The organism is Chryseobacterium sp. PvR013, assembly GCF_017833095.1.
GTDB classification, from domain to species: domain Bacteria; phylum Bacteroidota; class Bacteroidia; order Flavobacteriales; family Weeksellaceae; genus Chryseobacterium; species Chryseobacterium culicis_A.
On sequence record NZ_JAFIBT010000001.1, the window covers coordinates 3766496 to 3783862 of the forward strand.

12 protein-coding genes are annotated in these 17367 nt (G+C 34.2%); 7 read left to right on the forward strand and 5 right to left on the reverse strand.

Annotation, left to right across the window (positions count from 1 at the left end):
* Window position 1 precedes the first annotated feature (1 nt).
* From fabG to JOE44_RS17190, 4 genes are all read right to left on the reverse strand, one after another.
* Complete coding sequence (gene fabG, locus JOE44_RS17175; protein WP_209786515.1) at window positions 2–745, reverse strand: 3-oxoacyl-[acyl-carrier-protein] reductase; 744 nt, start codon at window positions 743–745, stop codon at window positions 2–4.
* A gap of 173 nt (window positions 746–918) precedes the next feature.
* Window positions 919–2430, reverse strand: a complete 1512-nt coding sequence (locus tag JOE44_RS17180) for a WG repeat-containing protein (RefSeq protein WP_209786516.1) — start codon at window positions 2428–2430, stop codon at window positions 919–921.
* 6 nt (window positions 2431–2436) lie between these two features.
* Complete coding sequence (gene rsmI, locus JOE44_RS17185) at window positions 2437–3111, reverse strand: 16S rRNA (cytidine(1402)-2'-O)-methyltransferase (RefSeq protein WP_209786517.1); 675 nt, start codon at window positions 3109–3111, stop codon at window positions 2437–2439.
* A gap of 2 nt (window positions 3112–3113) precedes the next feature.
* Entirely contained in the window at window positions 3114–4595 is a 1482-nt protein-coding gene (locus JOE44_RS17190) for a hypothetical protein (protein WP_209786518.1), read from the reverse strand.
* A gap of 61 nt (window positions 4596–4656) precedes the next feature.
* Between JOE44_RS17190 and JOE44_RS17195 the strand changes: the two genes are divergently transcribed.
* The 6 genes from JOE44_RS17195 to JOE44_RS17220 all read left to right on the forward strand — a co-directional run bounded on the left by JOE44_RS17195 (window position 4657) and on the right by JOE44_RS17220 (window position 13413).
* A complete protein-coding gene (locus JOE44_RS17195; protein ID WP_209786519.1) occupies window positions 4657–5244 on the forward strand; it encodes a thymidine kinase in 588 nt (195 codons plus the stop codon).
* A gap of 185 nt (window positions 5245–5429) precedes the next feature.
* Entirely contained in the window at window positions 5430–7877 is a 2448-nt protein-coding gene (locus JOE44_RS17200; protein WP_209786520.1) for a bifunctional UDP-N-acetylmuramoyl-tripeptide:D-alanyl-D-alanine ligase/alanine racemase, read from the forward strand.
* Between the two features lie 2 nt (window positions 7878–7879).
* On the forward strand, window positions 7880–10039 hold the full coding sequence (locus tag JOE44_RS17205) for a patatin-like phospholipase family protein (protein ID WP_105682924.1): 2160 nt from the start codon (window positions 7880–7882) through the stop codon (window positions 10037–10039).
* Window positions 10040–10043: 4 nt separating this feature from the next.
* The gene (gene ybeY / locus JOE44_RS17210; protein ID WP_034694045.1) at window positions 10044–10463 is read left to right on the forward strand and encodes an rRNA maturation RNase YbeY; all 420 of its coding nucleotides are present in this window, start codon (window positions 10044–10046) and stop codon (window positions 10461–10463) included.
* Window positions 10464–10610: 147 nt separating this feature from the next.
* Window positions 10611–12473 (forward strand): tRNA uridine-5-carboxymethylaminomethyl(34) synthesis enzyme MnmG, encoded by a 1863-nt coding sequence (mnmG, locus tag JOE44_RS17215; RefSeq protein WP_209786521.1) that lies wholly within the window; start codon window positions 10611–10613, stop codon window positions 12471–12473.
* Window positions 12474–12591: 118 nt separating this feature from the next.
* Entirely contained in the window at window positions 12592–13413 is an 822-nt protein-coding gene (locus tag JOE44_RS17220) for a class I SAM-dependent methyltransferase (protein WP_209786522.1), read from the forward strand.
* 1429 nt (window positions 13414–14842) lie between these two features.
* Here the strand turns inward: JOE44_RS17220 and JOE44_RS17225 are convergent.
* Window positions 14843–16033, reverse strand: a complete 1191-nt coding sequence (locus tag JOE44_RS17225; RefSeq protein ID WP_209786523.1) for a phosphoglycerate kinase — start codon at window positions 16031–16033, stop codon at window positions 14843–14845.
* Between the two features lie 642 nt (window positions 16034–16675).
* On the opposite strand from JOE44_RS17225, the gene rpiB reads away from it, so the two are divergent.
* Window positions 16676–17110: a ribose 5-phosphate isomerase B gene (gene rpiB / locus JOE44_RS17230; RefSeq protein WP_105682920.1), complete on the forward strand. Its 435-nt coding sequence runs from the start codon at window positions 16676–16678 to the stop codon at window positions 17108–17110.
* Window positions 17111–17367: the final 257 nt, after the last annotated feature.

Genomic DNA, 17367 nt, shown 5'->3' on the forward strand with positions numbered 1-17367 from the left:
TCTAAGTTAACATTCCACCGTCAACATTTAATGTCTGTCCGGTAATGTATGCTGACATTTCGCTGCCTAAGAATACACATGCATTTGCGATATCTGCAGGCTGTCCTCCTCTCTTCATCGGAATTTCCTCTCTCCATCCCTGAACTGTTTTTTCATCCAGAACAGCAGTCATTTCCGTTTCAATAAATCCGGGAGCAATAGCATTACATCTGATATTTCTTGATCCTAATTCCAGTGCCACAGATTTTGTAAACCCGATTACCCCAGCTTTAGAAGCTGCATAGTTGGCTTGTCCGGCATTTCCTTTTACCCCTACTACAGAAGTCATATTGATGATAGATCCTGATCTGGCCTTCATCATCGGCTTAATTACCGCTTTTGTAAGGTTGAAAACTGAATCTAAGTTTACTTTGATTACTTTATCCCAATCATCTTTGGACATTCTCAATAACAGGTTATCTTTTGTAATCCCTGCATTGTTTACCAAAATATCAATCTGCCCAAACTCTGCCATTACTTCTTCCACCAGTTGCTGAGCAGCATCATAATCTGATGCGTCAGACTGATATCCCTTAATTTGGGTTACAGAACTTAAAGCTGCTTCTAATTCTTTTGCTTTGTCTACAGAGCCTGCGTAGGTAAATGCTACTTTTGCCCCTTGCTGAGCAAACATTTCAGCGATACCTTTACCGATTCCTCTTGTAGCTCCGGTAATTAGTGCTACTTTTCCTTCTAATATTTTCATATCTATTGACAATTATTTTCTTTTATAACTCGTTCAGCTTGTGACAGCTGCCTCTTCATGTTTCTACAATTCCTTTCTGGAATTAAACGGTTTGCAAAGATATTATAAAATGTTATTCAACCCATTTAAATTGTTAAAATACTGGATTTTTTTGATGATTATTTGGATTTTCTTTAAAGCTGAACGGAATTATTTTTAAATCTGGTGAAATAAATAAAGTCAGTTTTTTTACTTTTATCCAATCTCAATACCTCTTTCTGCCAGAAATATTTATCGTAAATAATTTCTTTCAGAGGCTCATTCTGAAAGTTTGAAACCCCGAATTTTCCTTCTTTTTTAACCACAATTTCATTTTCAGCGTTTCCAAATGTTATAATATCTTCGTAAACAAAAGGGACAATTTCTGTTCCTTTTCCATCTAGAATACCATAAAAATTCCCTGTATTTCTGCAAACCAAAGGTTTTGAATACTGATTAAGAGGATTAAAATATTCAAAATCCTCATTTTTTATCTGGCTGATATTTTTCAATTCCGTCAAAGATTGCCCTGTCACAGAAAATTTGTAATACTTTTCTTCCTTTCCAATGATAAGATTATCAGGATAAAAACCAAAAATCTGAACGCCATCTCCTACAATATTCTTAAGATCTTTATCGAGAAATTTCTCTTCATTTCCTTTTTTAAGGTAGATAAATTCTTTTCCGGAAATGGTAAAACTTCTGATAAAATCATATTCCTGAGGAAGAATAATATTTCCTTCCAGATCTATAATGCCGGATTTCCTGATCTTATCATTATAAACACTGAAATAATTGCTCAATAAAGGATTTAAATACTTAAAAGTCTGTGCATACAGTTTTTGGTCTTTCTTATTGAAAACAGTGGTTTTACCATTTTTTGTAAGATAGATATATTCCTTTTTCCCAAAATATTCCGGGGTGATATCATTATATATTTCTTCGGCAATTGTATTTCCATCAGTATCAATCAAACCATATTTTCCTGTAGCTTTATTTTGACTAATCAGATAAGGATAAGCATTGATATTGACGATCTGTTTAGAAAATTTATGCAGAGTCTGTCCATTAGTTCCAATGATTTCGTTTTCATTGTCTTCATTAATGATCAGTGCTCTGCCCTCTTCAAAACTATAATCTTCTTTAAATTCACGGGTGCTGAGCTGTTTTCCTTTAAAGTCATACAGCAGCCATTTTTTATCTTTTGAAACCAAAAGTCTGTTCTTCCCTGAAAAACGGATCTTTTCAGAATAAGGAATGATTTCCTTTCCATTAAAATCATAGACGGCTTCTCCATTTTTTTTTGATGAAATGATACAATCTTCACTCCACCAAGGTGTATTAAACTCCTGATCATTCAAAGGGATAAGTTCATTCCCTTTTTCATCAATAATAGCCGATTTTCTGCTGTTCCCTTCATCAGAATACAGAATAAACCGGTTTTTAAAAACATGTAAAATACCTCCTTTGTAAGGAGACTCAAATGTAATCGTTCCCAAAGAGTCTACAATTCCCTGTTTCTTATAACCGGTATCATAGAATGTTCCATATCCTTCCGAATAGGAACTGACCTCTTTTTCCGTCTTTTTAGACAGGATCACTTTCATATACTGATTAGTCTGTGCTGTACAGACTACAGAACATAATACAAAAACTAGTTTTTTCAAGGAAAATTAAATAGAATTATTGACAATAAGAACGATCTCCCCTTTTAAAGTTTTACTCTTGGAAAATTCAATTAATTCATTGATTGTCCCCCGTTTAGTTTCTTCAAATTTCTTAGAAATCTCACGGCTTAAACTTGCTTTGGTTTCTTCCCCGAAGAATTCCTTGATCTGTTCAAGAGTCGTATTGATTTTATGGGGACTTTCGTAAAGTACGATGGTCTTTTTTTCTTCAGCAAGCTGCTTCAGTTTTGTTTGTCTTCCTTTTTTCTGAGGTAAAAAACCTGCAAACAAAAATTCGTTATTAGGAAGTCCTGAAACCACTAATGCCGGAATCAGAGCTGTTGCCCCCGGAAGGCAGATCATATCAATATGGTTGTCTGCACCTGCTTTTGCCAGTAAATATCCAGGATCTGAAATACCTGGCGTTCCTGCATCGGTAATAATAGCGATATTCTGGCCGTTTTTAAGATCTGCAATCACTTTCTCCGTTGCCTGATGCTCATTATGTAAATGATAAGATTTTAAAGGCTTGGAGATTTCAAAATGTTTTAAAAGTATACCGGAAGTTCTGGTATCTTCACATAAAATATAATCTACTTCTTTCAGAACATTGACTGCCCTGAATGTCATATCTTCAAGATTCCCAACAGGTGTGGGAACAAAATATAGGATTCCGCTCAAAATTATAAGAATTTATTTTCTACCAATATCCAAAGTCTCTGTGCATATTCATCCACCTTATTCCATTTTCTTTCGTAATACAGATCACTAAGATATTCTTTGGCTTCTTCCAGTGTTTTGAATTGATTCAGCTGATATACTGTGTCATTCAGATCCGTCTGGCTTCCTTCAAAAAGCATCTTCGTAAAGGCAAGTCTGTCATTCAGATCCAGCTTAAATTCAGGCTTCAGCTTGTCTGCTTCCATGAAATGCGTTGGAATATTGGATTTCAGAATGCTTCCCGTATCTTCTTTTACAACCGGAATCGTTTTTTCTTCCTTAGGAAGTTCCAGGTGATCATCATCAAAAAGTGACTGAACTGCTTTCATTCCTTTGATATTGGCGAGTTTTATTTTTTTCTCCCGATGGTATTCTTCTAAATTTTCGAAGCTCTCATCAGAAGGATGTTGGTCTGTTTCTTCGGGAACAGGTTTATCAATTTCCACAATCTTTCTTCGGTCATAGACTTCAGCAAGGATGCTTTCTTCTTTGATTTCTTCCACTGAATGGTCATTTTTTATCTCACTCAGAATATTTTCCACATTGGAAGTTTCTGTTGCCATTTCTCCCTGTTCTATCGAAACGTTGGAAGCCACAAACTGCTCTCCGCTTTCTTCGATCAGTATTTCATCTTCCAGTGTTTCACTATCAAAAATACTTGGAATAGTTTCTGTGACTGAAGGTTTAGCCTCATTTACTACAGCGAAATCAGTTTCTTTTTTTGATTCCTGTTCTGAGATTTCTTCCTCTTCATCTTCTATTTCATTAAGCTGATTATTGAAAACCGCTTCTTCTTCCGTTACCTCGTTATGAAACAAATCTTCATTAAGATCTTCATCTGAATCAGGCGTGGAATCTGCAAGAATTTTGTCTTCGTCTACAAAGCTAAGAACAGCTCTCTGTTCTTCTGAAATTTCATTTTCATCAATTTCGTTCAGCTGGTTATTGAAAACCGCTTCTTCTTCCAGCGCTTCATGATCAGAAGTTTGTTCCTGATTATTTTCAGGCTCTCTTTCAGGGTTGTTCTCTTCCACAAAATGTACAATATTTTCATGGAATTCGTTTTCAACAATTTCGTTCAGCTGATTATTGAAAGTAGCTTCTTCTTCTAATCCGTCAGAAAAAACTTCATTTTCATCAATTTCATTCAGTTCATTATTGAAAATAGCTTCCTCTTCCGTCACTTCATTACCGGTATCATGATGTTCTGTCTCTCCTGAAGCAAAAGAGATATACTGATTATCCGGATTCTGCCCCGGATTTTCGGCTATAAAGTATTCAATATTTTTTTCCAGCAATTTCAAAAAAGAAATCCTGTTAGCAAGCTCATCTACAAGATCTTGCTTAGAAAGTAATTCGTCTATATTACCTATTTTGTCCAGATTATCAATGATATTCATGGATTCAAAAAAAATCTTTTCCTTTAAATCTTGGATATTCTGCATAATAAGATTCTTATTAAAATTGCTTACTTTTGATGTTAAAAATATACGGCTAATTTAACAAATGTTTTTAGAAAATACAATTAATCATTCCAAACAAAGTGGTTGGATGGAAGTGATTTGTGGCTCTATGTTTTCCGGTAAAACCGAGGAACTTATCCGCAGATTGCGAAGAGCGGAAATGGCAGGACAGAATGTGGAAATTTTTAAACCAAAAATGGATATACGATATTCTGAGGAGGATGTAGTATCCCATAATCAGAATAAAATCCGCAGTACCGCAGTAGAAAATCCTAATGAAATTCTTCTGTTGGCTTCCAATTGTGATGTAGTAGCCATTGATGAAGCTCAGTTTTTTGATGAAAGCATTGTTGATGTTGCCAATCAGCTTGCCAATAGCGGTATAAGAGTGGTAATTGCTGGTCTTGATATGGACTTTTTAGGTCGTCCGTTCGGACCAATGCCTAATTTGATGGCAACTGCAGAGTACGTTACAAAAGTGCATGCTATTTGCAAAAGAACAGGTAATCTTGCCAATTATTCCATGAGAACTTCCCAGGGAAATGACCTGGTAGAATTGGGAGAAACTGAAAGTTATGAGGCTGTAAGCCGCCGTGTTTTTATAGACGAAGTGCTTTCAAAAAGAAAATAAATGGGTAAAAGGCAAAATAGCTACCTTATACAATAGCTGTTTGCATCAAACCATAAATATGTTCACTTAATATAAAATGAGAAGCGAAAAAGCTCTATTGTAAAATATTAAAAAGGGAATGTGATGATATAATGGTCTTTATTCCTTTTTGCAGTTTCGCTCAAAATAAAGCAGAAAGGGTACCAATGAATTATACAGTACAACACATTGCAGAGATCACCAATGCACAGATCATTGGGGACAAAAATTTATTGATCAAAAATATAGCCTACGACAGCAGGATTATTTATTCTACCAAAAATACAGCGTTTATCGCGATCAATACCCCTAAAAATTCCGGGGAAAAATTTATTGAATCTGCTATAGACAGAGGTATCAATATCATTATTTCTGAACATCAGCATCTGGAGTTTGAAAATATAACCTGGATCATTGTTGAAAATTCCATAGAGTTTCTTCAAAAATTAGCCCGATATCATTTCGAAAATTCTCACCTACAATCCATCGGAATTACGGGAAGTAATGGCAAAACTATTTTAAAAGAATGGTTGTATCAATGTTTATGGAATGAATTTCCAACTGTAAAAAGTCCAAAAAGCTTTAATTCTCAGATTGGTCTTCCGTTGTCTCTTCTTCAGATCAACAGCTCACATCAGCTGGGAATTTTTGAAGTGGGAATTTCAAAACCCCATGAAATGGAAAAGCTTGAAAATATTTTCCATCCTCAAATCGGATTGCTTACCCACATCGGAACGGCCCATGCTGCTAACTTTTCTTCCGAAGAAGAATTGATTGATGAAAAAATCAGACTTTTTAAAAATTCTGAAGTTGTTATTTATAATGGTGATAATTCTTTGGTTGATCAAAAAATTAAAAAATCCTATTCTGATAAAAAATTAATTTCTTACGGTTTTAAAAAAGAGAATCAGGTTTTCATCAAAAACAATATTTCCAAAGATGAAAACATTATTGTTGACTATTTTGGAGAAGAAATCAGTTTTCCTGCTCATCAGAGAGACGAAGCGACATTAACCAATGCTCTGGCGCTTATCACAGTCCTTAAGAAACTGAATATCGAAAATAAAAAGATCGTCGAAAAAATCAACCTTTTAAAAGCCGTTGAAATGAGGCTTGAAGCAATAGAAGGAATTAAAGGCAATATTGTCATCAACGATTCTTTTAATCTTGACCTCGATTCTTTAAAGACCGCCCTTCAGTTTTTGAATGAATATAATAAATCTAAAAAATCACTGGTCTTAACTGATATTGTAGGAGTGAATTCCAACGCAAAAGAATTATATGAAGAAGTTTCTGAACTGGTGAATGAACAGCATTTTGATTCGGTCTTCTTAATTGGTGATGAAATTTCAAAGTTCAGTGAATTATTTAAAACTAAAACATATACTTTCATTGATACTAAAGAGCTCATTGAAAGTAAACATCTTACTGAATTAGAAAATCAGATTATTCTGCTGAAAGGAGCCAGAAAATTTGAGATCGAAAAACTTAAAGATATTCTCGAACTCAGAAAGCATGATACTGTATTGGAAGTAAACCTTAATGCTATACTTCATAATATTAATTATCATAAATCACTGCTGAAACCGGGAACTAAAATGATGGCAATGGTAAAAGCCAATGCCTACGGTCTGGGAAGTTATGAAGTATCAGAGTTTCTGCAGCATCACCATATCGATTATCTTGGTGTAGCGTATGCCGATGAAGGAGTTGAACTTCGTAAAAAAGGGATCACCACTCCTATTATTGTGATGAATCCGGAACAGCACAGCTATCAGACAATCATAGAATATAATCTGGAACCTGAAATTTACAGTTTCAGAGTACTGGAATTATTTTACGAAGCAGTTCAGAAATCCGGATACGACAAGAAATATCCTATCCATATCAAACTCGAAACCGGAATGCACCGTCTTGGTTTTAAAGATTTTGAGTTGGATCAGTTAAGCGAAACTTTAAGCAAGAAAAACGTAAAGGTACAAAGTATGTTCAGCCATTTATCATCTTCTGATATGCCTGAAGAAAAAGAATTTACCTTGAAACAGCTGGAGGTTTTCGATAAAAATTCCAGCTATCTTACTGAAAAGTTAGGTTATGCTCCTATCCGTCATATTCTGAACTCAGCAGGTATTACAAGCTATAAAGATCATCAGCATGATATGGTAAGAATTGGTATCGGAATGCTGGGAGAATCTGCAGATCCTGAAATTCAGAAGCAACTACAGTCTGTTGTAAGTTTTAAAACCGTAATTTCACAGATATCAACTGTTGAAAACGGTGAATCTGTAGGTTACAGCAGAAGATATAAAGCGGATCATCCTACAAGAATAGCAACAATTCCGGTAGGATATGCTGATGGAATACCAAGGCTGATTGGAAATCAGGTAGGAAATGTAGGTGTTAATAAAACGCTGGCACCAATTGTCGGAAATATCTGTATGGATATGATGATGATTAATGTAGACCATATTCCCAATGTAAAAGAAGGTGATACAGTAACTGTTTTCAATGCCAAACCAAGTTTAAAAGAATTCGCAGGCTACTGCAAAACGATAACCTATGAAGTATTAACCTCCATTTCGCCCCGGGTGAAACGGATTTATATAAAAGATTAATTATGAAAAAACTCCTGATTCTGCTTTTCATATTCCCACTGTTATTGATCCATTCTCAGGTAAAAAAAGATTTGGTGATTCCGAAAAATCCAAAGATAGGGCTGTCACTCGCCGGTGGTGGTGCCAAGGGTTTTTCACATGTCGGAGTTCTTAAAGTATTAGATTCATTGGGAGTGAAGGTGGACTATATCTCCGGAACAAGTATGGGAGCTATAGTGGGAGGATTATATGCCGCCGGCTATTCCGGGAAAGAAATAGAAAAAATTGTCATGGATACAGATTTCTATTCTTTAATCATGGATCCCAAATCACGACAGGAAGCCAGCTTTTTTAATAAGTCTGTAGACAAATACCTTTTATCCATTCCGCTCAAAAACGGAAAAATTACACTTCCCTCTTCTATCAGTACCGGACAAAGAAATGTTTATCTTCTGAAAGAACTCTTTAAGAACGTTTCCAATATCGAGGACTTTTCCAAAATGCCTATTCCATTCATGTGTGTTGCAACCAATCTTGAAAGCGGCAATATGCAGATATTTGAAAAAGGAGATCTGGTACAGTCTATCATGGCAAGTTCTGCATTTCCTTCTTTAATGGATCCGGTAAAAATTGGTGACAGTATTTATATTGACGGAGCAATGACGGTAAACTATCCTTCAAAGCCTTTAAAGGATAAAGGAATCGATATCGTAATTGGGGTGGACCTTAATCAGGATCTCTCAAAAAGAGAAGATTTAAACAATATTATAGCCATTCTGAACCAGGTCATTGATTTCGGAATAAAAAAAGATACCCGAAGACAATATAAATATACAGACATCAATATCAAGCCCAATCTGAAAGGAATGTCTGCCACCAGCTATGATGATAAAAAGAAAATTCTTGATAGTGGATATGTAGAAGGATTAAAATATTCTCAGGTATTAGACCAGCTGCCCAAGCGTCCGTTTGACCGTCTCAGACAGCGTATAAACCCTATTTATTCCAATGTATACAAAATAGACAGCATTTCTATTGAAGGAAGTAAAATCTATGGCAAAAACTACACGCTGGGGAAAATGGGACTTCGTCTTCCCTCTTTACAAACTTATGGAAGTATTAATAAAATGATTGATAAATTGGTTGCTACCAACAACTACAAATTTATCAATTATGATATCGTCCAGGAAAATGACGCCAATTACCTGAAGCTCTATGTGACAGAAGATGATACCCGTCATTTTTTAAAATTTGGACTCCATTATGATGAAGTCTTCAAGACCGGACTTCTTTTGAACTATTCAGCAAAGAGGCTTTTATTTAAAAATTCAAACCTCTCACTGGATGTTGTTGTAGGAGATCGTATGAGATATTACCTGAACTATTTTATTGATAACGGATATATTCCAGGATTTGGTCTCTATTCATCAGGAATGAGCTTTGATATAAAGAATGTAGATAACTATGTAGTAGACCGCTGGGAATGGATCAGAAATGAAGCTTATATACAATCTGTATGGAAGGATAAGTTTGCCATTGGTGGTGGTATCAGTCATGACTATTTTAAAGCAGAAAACAGCAATGGAGACAACAGACGTTACAGCCGTTTTTTAAACCCTTATATCTTCATAAAAACCGATACCCAGGATGATAAGGAATTCCCTTCAAAAGGGGTTTATTTTGCAGCTGAAGGAAAGGTAGTTGATCTTTTAAAATCTGAAGTTGACAAAAGAATTATTCAGATTAAAGCAGACCTTAGACTCAACATTCCACTTAGCAAGCAATTCAGTTATCGTTTGAATCTATTTGGAGGGGTTACTATCGGTGAAAATCTTCCTGCTTATTACCAATTCAGATTAGGCGGAATATTTGAACAGAATCTCATGAATTTTAAAAGCTTTGGAGGATTTTATTTCGCCCAGCTTTATACAAATAATGTAATACTGGCATCTAACGATATCCAGTTTAAATTTAATAAAAACTATTTTATCAGTGGAAACTTTACCTTTGCAAACTTATCAAACGATATCAAGTTTGAAGATGCTGTTAAAGTAAATTATAGCTCACTGGGAATAACGGCTGGTTACAAATCACCTTTCGGGCAGATCAAAGTAAACTTCAGCCACTCACTTAAAAATAACCAAAAAGGGATATTCAGTGTTATTTTAGGACACTGGTTTTAAAAAAATGATACAATTCTTTTATGAAAACTTACCAGAGTCGGTAAGTACAGATTACAAAAAATGGCTGGAAGATCTTATTCTTTCAGAAGGAAAAAAACTGGGAGAAATCAATTACATTTTCTGTGATGATGAATATCTTCTTAAGATCAATCAGGATTATTTGCAGCATGATTATTATACAGATATCATCACTTTTGATTATGTAAAAGGCAAGACAATAAGCGCTGAGATTTTCGTATCTTTGCAGCGCATTTCTGATAACGCCTCTACCCTTTCCCGAGATTATGAAGAAGAATTAAGAAGGGTTTTAGCCCACGGAATTTTACATCTGGCAGGCTATAAAGACAAGACGGAAGAGGAAGAAAAAGAGATGCGGAGAATGGAAGATCTGTACCTTGATAAATACAGGGATTTAAAGTTTTAAATTTGAACAATCACTTAAAGTCCCATATCTAAAGTACTCTATTCTAGCAACAATATACATTTACCTAGAGTGCATTCTCCAAAAATGTTTCACGTGAAACATTGATTATAAAGATAAGGTTTAAAGCTTAAAACAAGCGAGATAAAAATGATTTCAGAAATATATGATGTGATAGTAGTAGGTGCCGGACACGCAGGTTGTGAAGCAGCAGCAGCAGCAGCCAACCTCGGTTCAAAAACACTACTTGTTACAATGAATATGCAGACCATCGGACAGATGAGTTGCAACCCGGCAATGGGCGGAATCGCAAAAGGACAGATCGTAAGAGAGATTGATGCAATGGGAGGATATTCCGGAATTGTAGCAGACAAATCTGCTATTCAATTCAAGATGCTGAATCTTTCAAAAGGTCCTGCGATGTGGTCTCCGAGAACCCAAAATGACAGAATGCTTTTTGCCGAAGAATGGCGCTTAGCATTAGAGAATACTCCCAATCTTGATTTCTTTCAGGATATGGTGAAACAACTGATTGTTGAAAATAATAAAGTAGCAGGAGTTGTTACTTCTTTAGGAATTGAGATCAGAGCAAAATCTGTAGTTCTTACTAACGGAACTTTTCTTAACGGATTAATTCACGTTGGAGACAAACAATTAGGAGGAGGAAGAATGGGTGAACCAAGAGCATTTGGAATTACAGAACAATTGGTCACTTTAGGTTTTGAAGCAGGAAGAATGAAAACCGGTACTCCACCAAGAGTAGACGGAAGAAGTTTGGATTACTCAAAAATGGAAGAACAGAAAGGAGATCAAAATCCTCAAAAATTCAGCTACCTTGATACTCCGAAATTAACAAAACAATTAAGCTGTCATATCGTATATACTAACGAAACCGTACACGATATTTTAAGAGAAGGTTTTGACAGAAGCCCAATGTTCAATGGAACGATTCAAAGTTTAGGTCCAAGATACTGTCCAAGTATTGAAGATAAAATCAATCGTTTTGCAGAAAGAAACAGACATCAGCTTTTCGTAGAACCGGAAGGATGGAAAACTGTAGAAATCTATGTAAACGGATTCAGCTCTTCTCTTCCGGAAGATGTACAGATCAAAGCCATGAAACATATTCCAGGATTTGAAAATGTAAAAGTTTTCCGTCCAGGTTACGCTATTGAATATGACTACTTCCCTCCTACCCAGCTGAAGCATACTCTGGAAACAAAATTAATTGATAATTTATATTTTGCAGGACAGATCAATGGAACAACCGGATATGAAGAAGCAGCAGGACAAGGATTAATTGCCGGTATAAATGCACACAATAAAGTTCACGAAAAAGGAGATTTTATCTTAAACAGAGATGAAGCTTATATTGGAGTATTGATTGACGATCTAATTACCAAAGGAACGGAAGAACCTTATAGAATGTTTACTTCCCGTGCAGAATACAGACTTCTTTTAAGACAGGATAATGCAGATATCAGATTGACTGAAAAAGCATACCAGTTAGGACTTGCAAAAGAAGACAGATTAAGACGCGTAGAAGCTAAAATAACTGAAAGTCAGTCACTTGAAGAGTTTCTTCGCGAAACTTCTTTAAAACCTGGCGTTATCAACCCTATTCTTGAATCTATTGAGAGTAACCCTGTAGATCAGGCATACCGAGCAGCACAGTTTCTTACCAGACCTAATATAACTTTAGAAAAGTTGGATGAAATTGATTCTATTAAAGAAGTTTCTTCTCAATACAGTGACGAAGTAAGAGAACAGGCAGAGATTAATATAAAGTATAAAGGATATATTGAGAAAGAAAAAGAAAATGTAGCGAAGCTGAACCGTCTGGAAAACATTAAAATTCCGGAAGACTTTGATTATACGAAGCTAAGCAGCCTTTCTGCAGAAGCAAAACAGAAGATGTCTAACGTACGTCCGAAGACCATTGCACAAGCAGGAAGAATAAGCGGTGTCTCACCAGCCGATATAAACGTTTTACTAGTCTATTTAGGACGTTAAAAAAGAAATGTTTCACGTGAAACATTAAAAAATATAAAACAAAAATTAAGGTATTTATGAGGTTCTACCAGCCTCTGGATATCTTAATTTTTTTATCATATAAAAGATATTTACTTCAATGAAAATAAAAGATCATTTTCTTTCACAGGAAATATTTGAAATTAAAGAGACAGATACAAAAGGAGTCTTCAAAACCACTCCTATCCCATCCAATATTTCCAGATATTATGAAAGTGAAGATTACATTTCTCATCATCAGGATTCCGGAAGTCTGAAAGAAAAATTATATAAATTCCTTCAGTCTTTCAATCTTCAGTACAAAAAAAATATACTGATTGACAGAATAAAAAAAGGATCAAAAGTTCTTGACTATGGATGCGGTGCCGGAGAGTTTGTAAAATACATAGAAAATGATTTTGAAGTTTTTGGTTTTGAACCAGACTCCGATGCAAGAAAAGCAGCACTCAGTAAAATAACAAAAGCTACAATTTTAGACGACATTCATAAAATTGAAGATAAAAGCTTAGATGCTATTACACTCTGGCATGTATTTGAACATATCGAAAACCAGGATGAAATGCTTTCTATTTTTCACAGCAAATTAAAAGAAAAAGGAATTCTTGTTATCGCTGTTCCCAACCTTACTTCTTATGATGCCATACACTATAAAGAATATTGGGCAGCCTATGATGTCCCAAGACATATTTATCATTTTTCAAAAAACGGTATGGAAAATCTGATTTCCAAAAATCCAGACTGGAAAATGAGAAAGATCAAACCTTTGGTACTAGATTCCTACTACATCTCCATGTTGAGCGAAAAATACAAAAAATCACCCCTATTTTGGGCAAAAGCTGTGGTCTACGGAACGATTTCGAACGTAAAAGCATTATTTTCGAACGAATTTTCAAGTTTGATATACATTATCGAAAAAAGATAGAAAATCGATTTTAGAGCCATTTATGACGGTCGATTTTTAGCATTTTCTCTCTTAAAAATAAAAAACTCAGGATTTATTTCTCCTGAGTTTTCTTTTTATTAAAAATTTTGCAGTTTATATTCTTTTAACCTTTATCCAAAAAATTAAATTTACAATCCTCGTTCTTAATTATTTGAAATACTCCCCTACTCCATTTCATAAAGAAAGAAAAAAAATAATCAATTCTTATTCTCTTTTTTAATTAAAGCTTTCTTTGAAATTATTGGCCAATTTTTCAAATGTGCTTTCCAAACTGAAGATTAAGCAAAAAATGAACTTTTGAAAAGTAAATTCACACAAAAGAGCTATAAATTCCTCTTTAAAATAAAAATAGATATAAATACTCGGGAAAATATAGTTTCTGGATTTTAAAAATAATTATAGAGGTCGATTTTTACGGATTTTAAAAAAAAAAAGGAAATTCTAAATTCTATAATATTTTTTGAACGTGTTCAAACGCAAAATAAGTTTAGCTCAAAAAATAAAATCAAAAGAAAAAATTAAAACCAGGAATTTACAAATCCCCTACTCCATTCGATTTATACTGTAAAAAATATAAATTATTAATTTCTTTAATCAGTGCATAGTTCAAAAGAAACTATACTACTAAAAATTCAACTCATATAAAATTTTAAAATCTGATTTTCACATTGATTTCAGCTCTCATTTTTCATCATTAAATAAATAATTTCTACTCTTCAGCAATAATATCAGATAAAAACAAGTTTAAAATTAAAATAAAAATAGTTTAATTACTATAAATCAACCAAATACAATACTATCACTAATATGTGAAATAAAAAATTCATGAATTTACTCATAAAATTACTCTAAAACCTAAAATGGTTCACAAAATATGAAAATCAAAAAGCCAATATTCATACAAAAAAATTAAATTTCAAAAAAAATTCGAAAATTCCTAAGTTAAATCATTCAGATAAAATTTTAAAATATTATAGGTTATTCCATTCGGTTTTAAGACTACCCATAAAGTGCTCTCTTACATCTCATAAATATTCCTAATTATCATTTCATTTATTCAACCAATCTCTTCCAAAACATATGAGTGAATAATGAAAAAACATGCAATCAGCTCCAGGAAAAATTAAAATTTCATGGTAAAATTATAGTCATTTACCGCAAAAATAACGGTATAAAAAGGAGAAATAAAACTGTAAAACTGATCAATTCAAAAGTAATATTCTGAGTATAGAATTTTTGAAAAAGCTAAGTATCTGGAAAAGAATTCAACTCTACCCTATATAACTATAAGTTATATCTAAATATTTATGAAAACTACGATCAATAAAGGATTTTTATAAAGTTTCATAAAGAAAAAAAGCCTGCTAATATAATTAGCAGGCTTTGAAATATTGTATTTTAATTTCTATTAATTGTTGATTGCAGCTACCCCTGGCAACTCAAGTCCTTCAAGACTTTCAAGCATTGCTCCACCTCCGGTAGAAACATAACTTACCTGATCTGCATATCCGAATTGCTTCACAAAAGCAACACTGTCTCCTCCTCCTACTAGAGAGAAAGCTCCAAGTCTTGTTGCTTCAGCAATGCTTTCACCTAAAGCCACTGTTCCACCAGCAAAATGAGACATTTCAAAAACTCCGATTGGTCCATTCCAAAGGATAGTTCTTGAATTTAATAAAACATCATTGAACTGATCTCTTGATTTATGACCCGCGTCAAGTCCCATCCATCCTTCAGGGATTGCATAAATATCAGCTTCTTTTCTCTCCACATCATTACTAAAGCTTTCAGCGATGATGGCATCAGAAGGAAGATATACTTTTACTTTATGTTCTTTTGCTTTACCTAAAATCTCAAGTGCTAAAGGAAGCTTGTCTTCTTCTACAAGAGAATTACCAATTTTTCCTCCAAGAGCCTTAATAAATGTAAATGCCATACCTCCTCCAATGATCAGATTATCGATTGCAGGAAGAATATTTTCTATAATGGTAATTTTAGTTGAAACTTTAGAACCTCCCAGAATTGCCGTAATAGGTCTTTCTCCACTCTTTAATACTTTATCGATTGCCTGAAGCTCTTTAGCCATCAGTAAACCGAAATATTTAGTTGACGGAAAATATTGAGCAATTACCGCGGTAGAAGCATGAGCTCTGTGTGCTGTACCAAACGCATCATTTACATAAGCATCTCCCAGCTTAGAAAGTTTCTCTGCAAAGGCAGCATCTCCTTTTTCTTCCTCATTATGAAAACGTACATTTTCCAATAACAAGATCTCCCCTGGCTTCAGTTCTGCAGCAGCCTGCTCTGCCTTCTCTCCTATACACTCATCTACAAATTTCACTTCTTGTCCTAAAACAGAAGAAACTTCGCCCACAATATGTTTAAGAGAAAATTCATCTTTCACTTCTCCCTTAGGTCTTCCCAGGTGAGTAATTAAGATGACAGAACCACCATCATTAAGGATCTTCTCCACTGTTGGTTTCACAGCAACAATTCTTGTATTGTCTGTCACCTTCAGCTGATCATCCTGCGGAACATTGAAGTCCACTCTTACCAGAGCTTTCTTATCTTTAAAATTGAAATCATTGATTGTTTTCATAAGTAGATTTATTTTTTTCAAAGTTCTATGAAACCCCTTGGCCAGATTCCGGTTTACTTCTCCGTAAATCCCGCAAAGACAATTTCCTAAATCTCATTGAATTTTCGTTTCACAAATGTAAGGTTTTAAACTTTTTCAACACTTTGATTAAAATAAAAGTTTTCAAAAACTTTCCCCGAACCCAATCACCCATTAATCAACAATTTTATCTCTTTTAAAAAAAAGAATAATGTAGTTGTTGTTGAGTGTTGTTAGTTTCGGGGATAAGTTTTAGCGTAATAATTGATAACATTCAACTTGTATTGAATTCATATTTAACTCACAATATAAATCCTTGTAAACCCGCTATTTCACATACTTATTAACAAATGTTGATAACTTTGAGATGAAACGATTATTAGTTATTTTATTATGGAAAAATCTGGGGATAGCTGGAGAAAACATCTGGAAAGTTGTGGTAAAAATTTGCGGAAAGAATTTCTATTACGAAATAAATTGGTCTTTAAAAATAGAAAGTTGAAAAAAGTTTTCCACAGTTATTCACATACCTTTTCACAATTAATTCAGGGTTTACTAACACGAATTGTTATTATTCTTACCTTTGTAAGGAAATAGAATCTAATAAAGCTTAATAAGAGTATTATGAAAAGAAAAATTGCTATCGCAGCGGACCATGCAGGCTATGAATATAAGGAGATTGTTAAGAACTACCTTTCAGAACGTTTTGAAGTTCAGGATTTTGGAACGTTTTCCACAAACAGTGTGGATTATCCGGACTTTGTACACCCTGCTGCAACCTCTGTGGAAAACGGAGAAAATGAGCTGGGAATTTTGATCTGTGGAAGCGGAAACGGGGTTCAGATCACTGCGAACAAACATCAGAAAATAAGATGTGCATTATGCTGGATGCCGGAGATTGCAACACTGGCAAGACTCCATAATGATGCCAACATGATTTCTATGCCGGCAAGATTTATATCAAAAGAACTGGCGATTGAAATTGTAGATAAATTTCTCTCAACAGACTTCGAAGGTGGAAGACACCAGAACAGAGTTGACAAAATTGCAGTTTGCTAAATATAATAAGGCTTGTAAATCACATTACAAGCCTTATTTATTTTTTATTCGTACATTTGCAGTGTCCAATAGAAATTACACTCTATTATTCTCCAAAGCCTTTCTTATATTTGAAATATATTTAATAGAAGGTTTTTCTCTTTTCTTCTCCAGAATTGTATTAAATTTATACAAAACTAAAGCTCCCGTTGTAAGCGAAATTAAAAATGATTTCTGATAATTTGCGGAAAGAATCTAATGATGAAATTGAATGACCT

What these genes read in the sequence shown, in the direction of transcription:
- fabG (WP_209786515.1), bottom strand. Translation starts at nt 745, where the DNA reads ATGAAAATATTAGAAGGAAAAGTAGCACTAATTACCGGAGCTACAAGA.
- JOE44_RS17190 (WP_209786518.1), bottom strand. Translation starts at nt 4,595, where the DNA reads ATGCAGAATATCCAAGATTTAAAGGAAAAGATTTTTTTTGAATCCATG.
- JOE44_RS17195 (WP_209786519.1), top strand. Translation starts at nt 4,657, where the DNA reads ATGTTTTTAGAAAATACAATTAATCATTCCAAACAAAGTGGTTGGATG.
- JOE44_RS17200 (WP_209786520.1), top strand. Translation starts at nt 5,430, where the DNA reads ATGAATTATACAGTACAACACATTGCAGAGATCACCAATGCACAGATC.
- JOE44_RS17205 (WP_105682924.1), top strand. Translation starts at nt 7,880, where the DNA reads ATGAAAAAACTCCTGATTCTGCTTTTCATATTCCCACTGTTATTGATC.
- ybeY (WP_034694045.1), top strand. Translation starts at nt 10,044, where the DNA reads ATGATACAATTCTTTTATGAAAACTTACCAGAGTCGGTAAGTACAGAT.
- mnmG (WP_209786521.1), top strand. Translation starts at nt 10,611, where the DNA reads ATGATTTCAGAAATATATGATGTGATAGTAGTAGGTGCCGGACACGCA.
- JOE44_RS17220 (WP_209786522.1), top strand. Translation starts at nt 12,592, where the DNA reads ATGAAAATAAAAGATCATTTTCTTTCACAGGAAATATTTGAAATTAAA.
- JOE44_RS17225 (WP_209786523.1), bottom strand. Translation starts at nt 16,033, where the DNA reads ATGAAAACAATCAATGATTTCAATTTTAAAGATAAGAAAGCTCTGGTA.
- rpiB (WP_105682920.1), top strand. Translation starts at nt 16,676, where the DNA reads ATGAAAAGAAAAATTGCTATCGCAGCGGACCATGCAGGCTATGAATAT.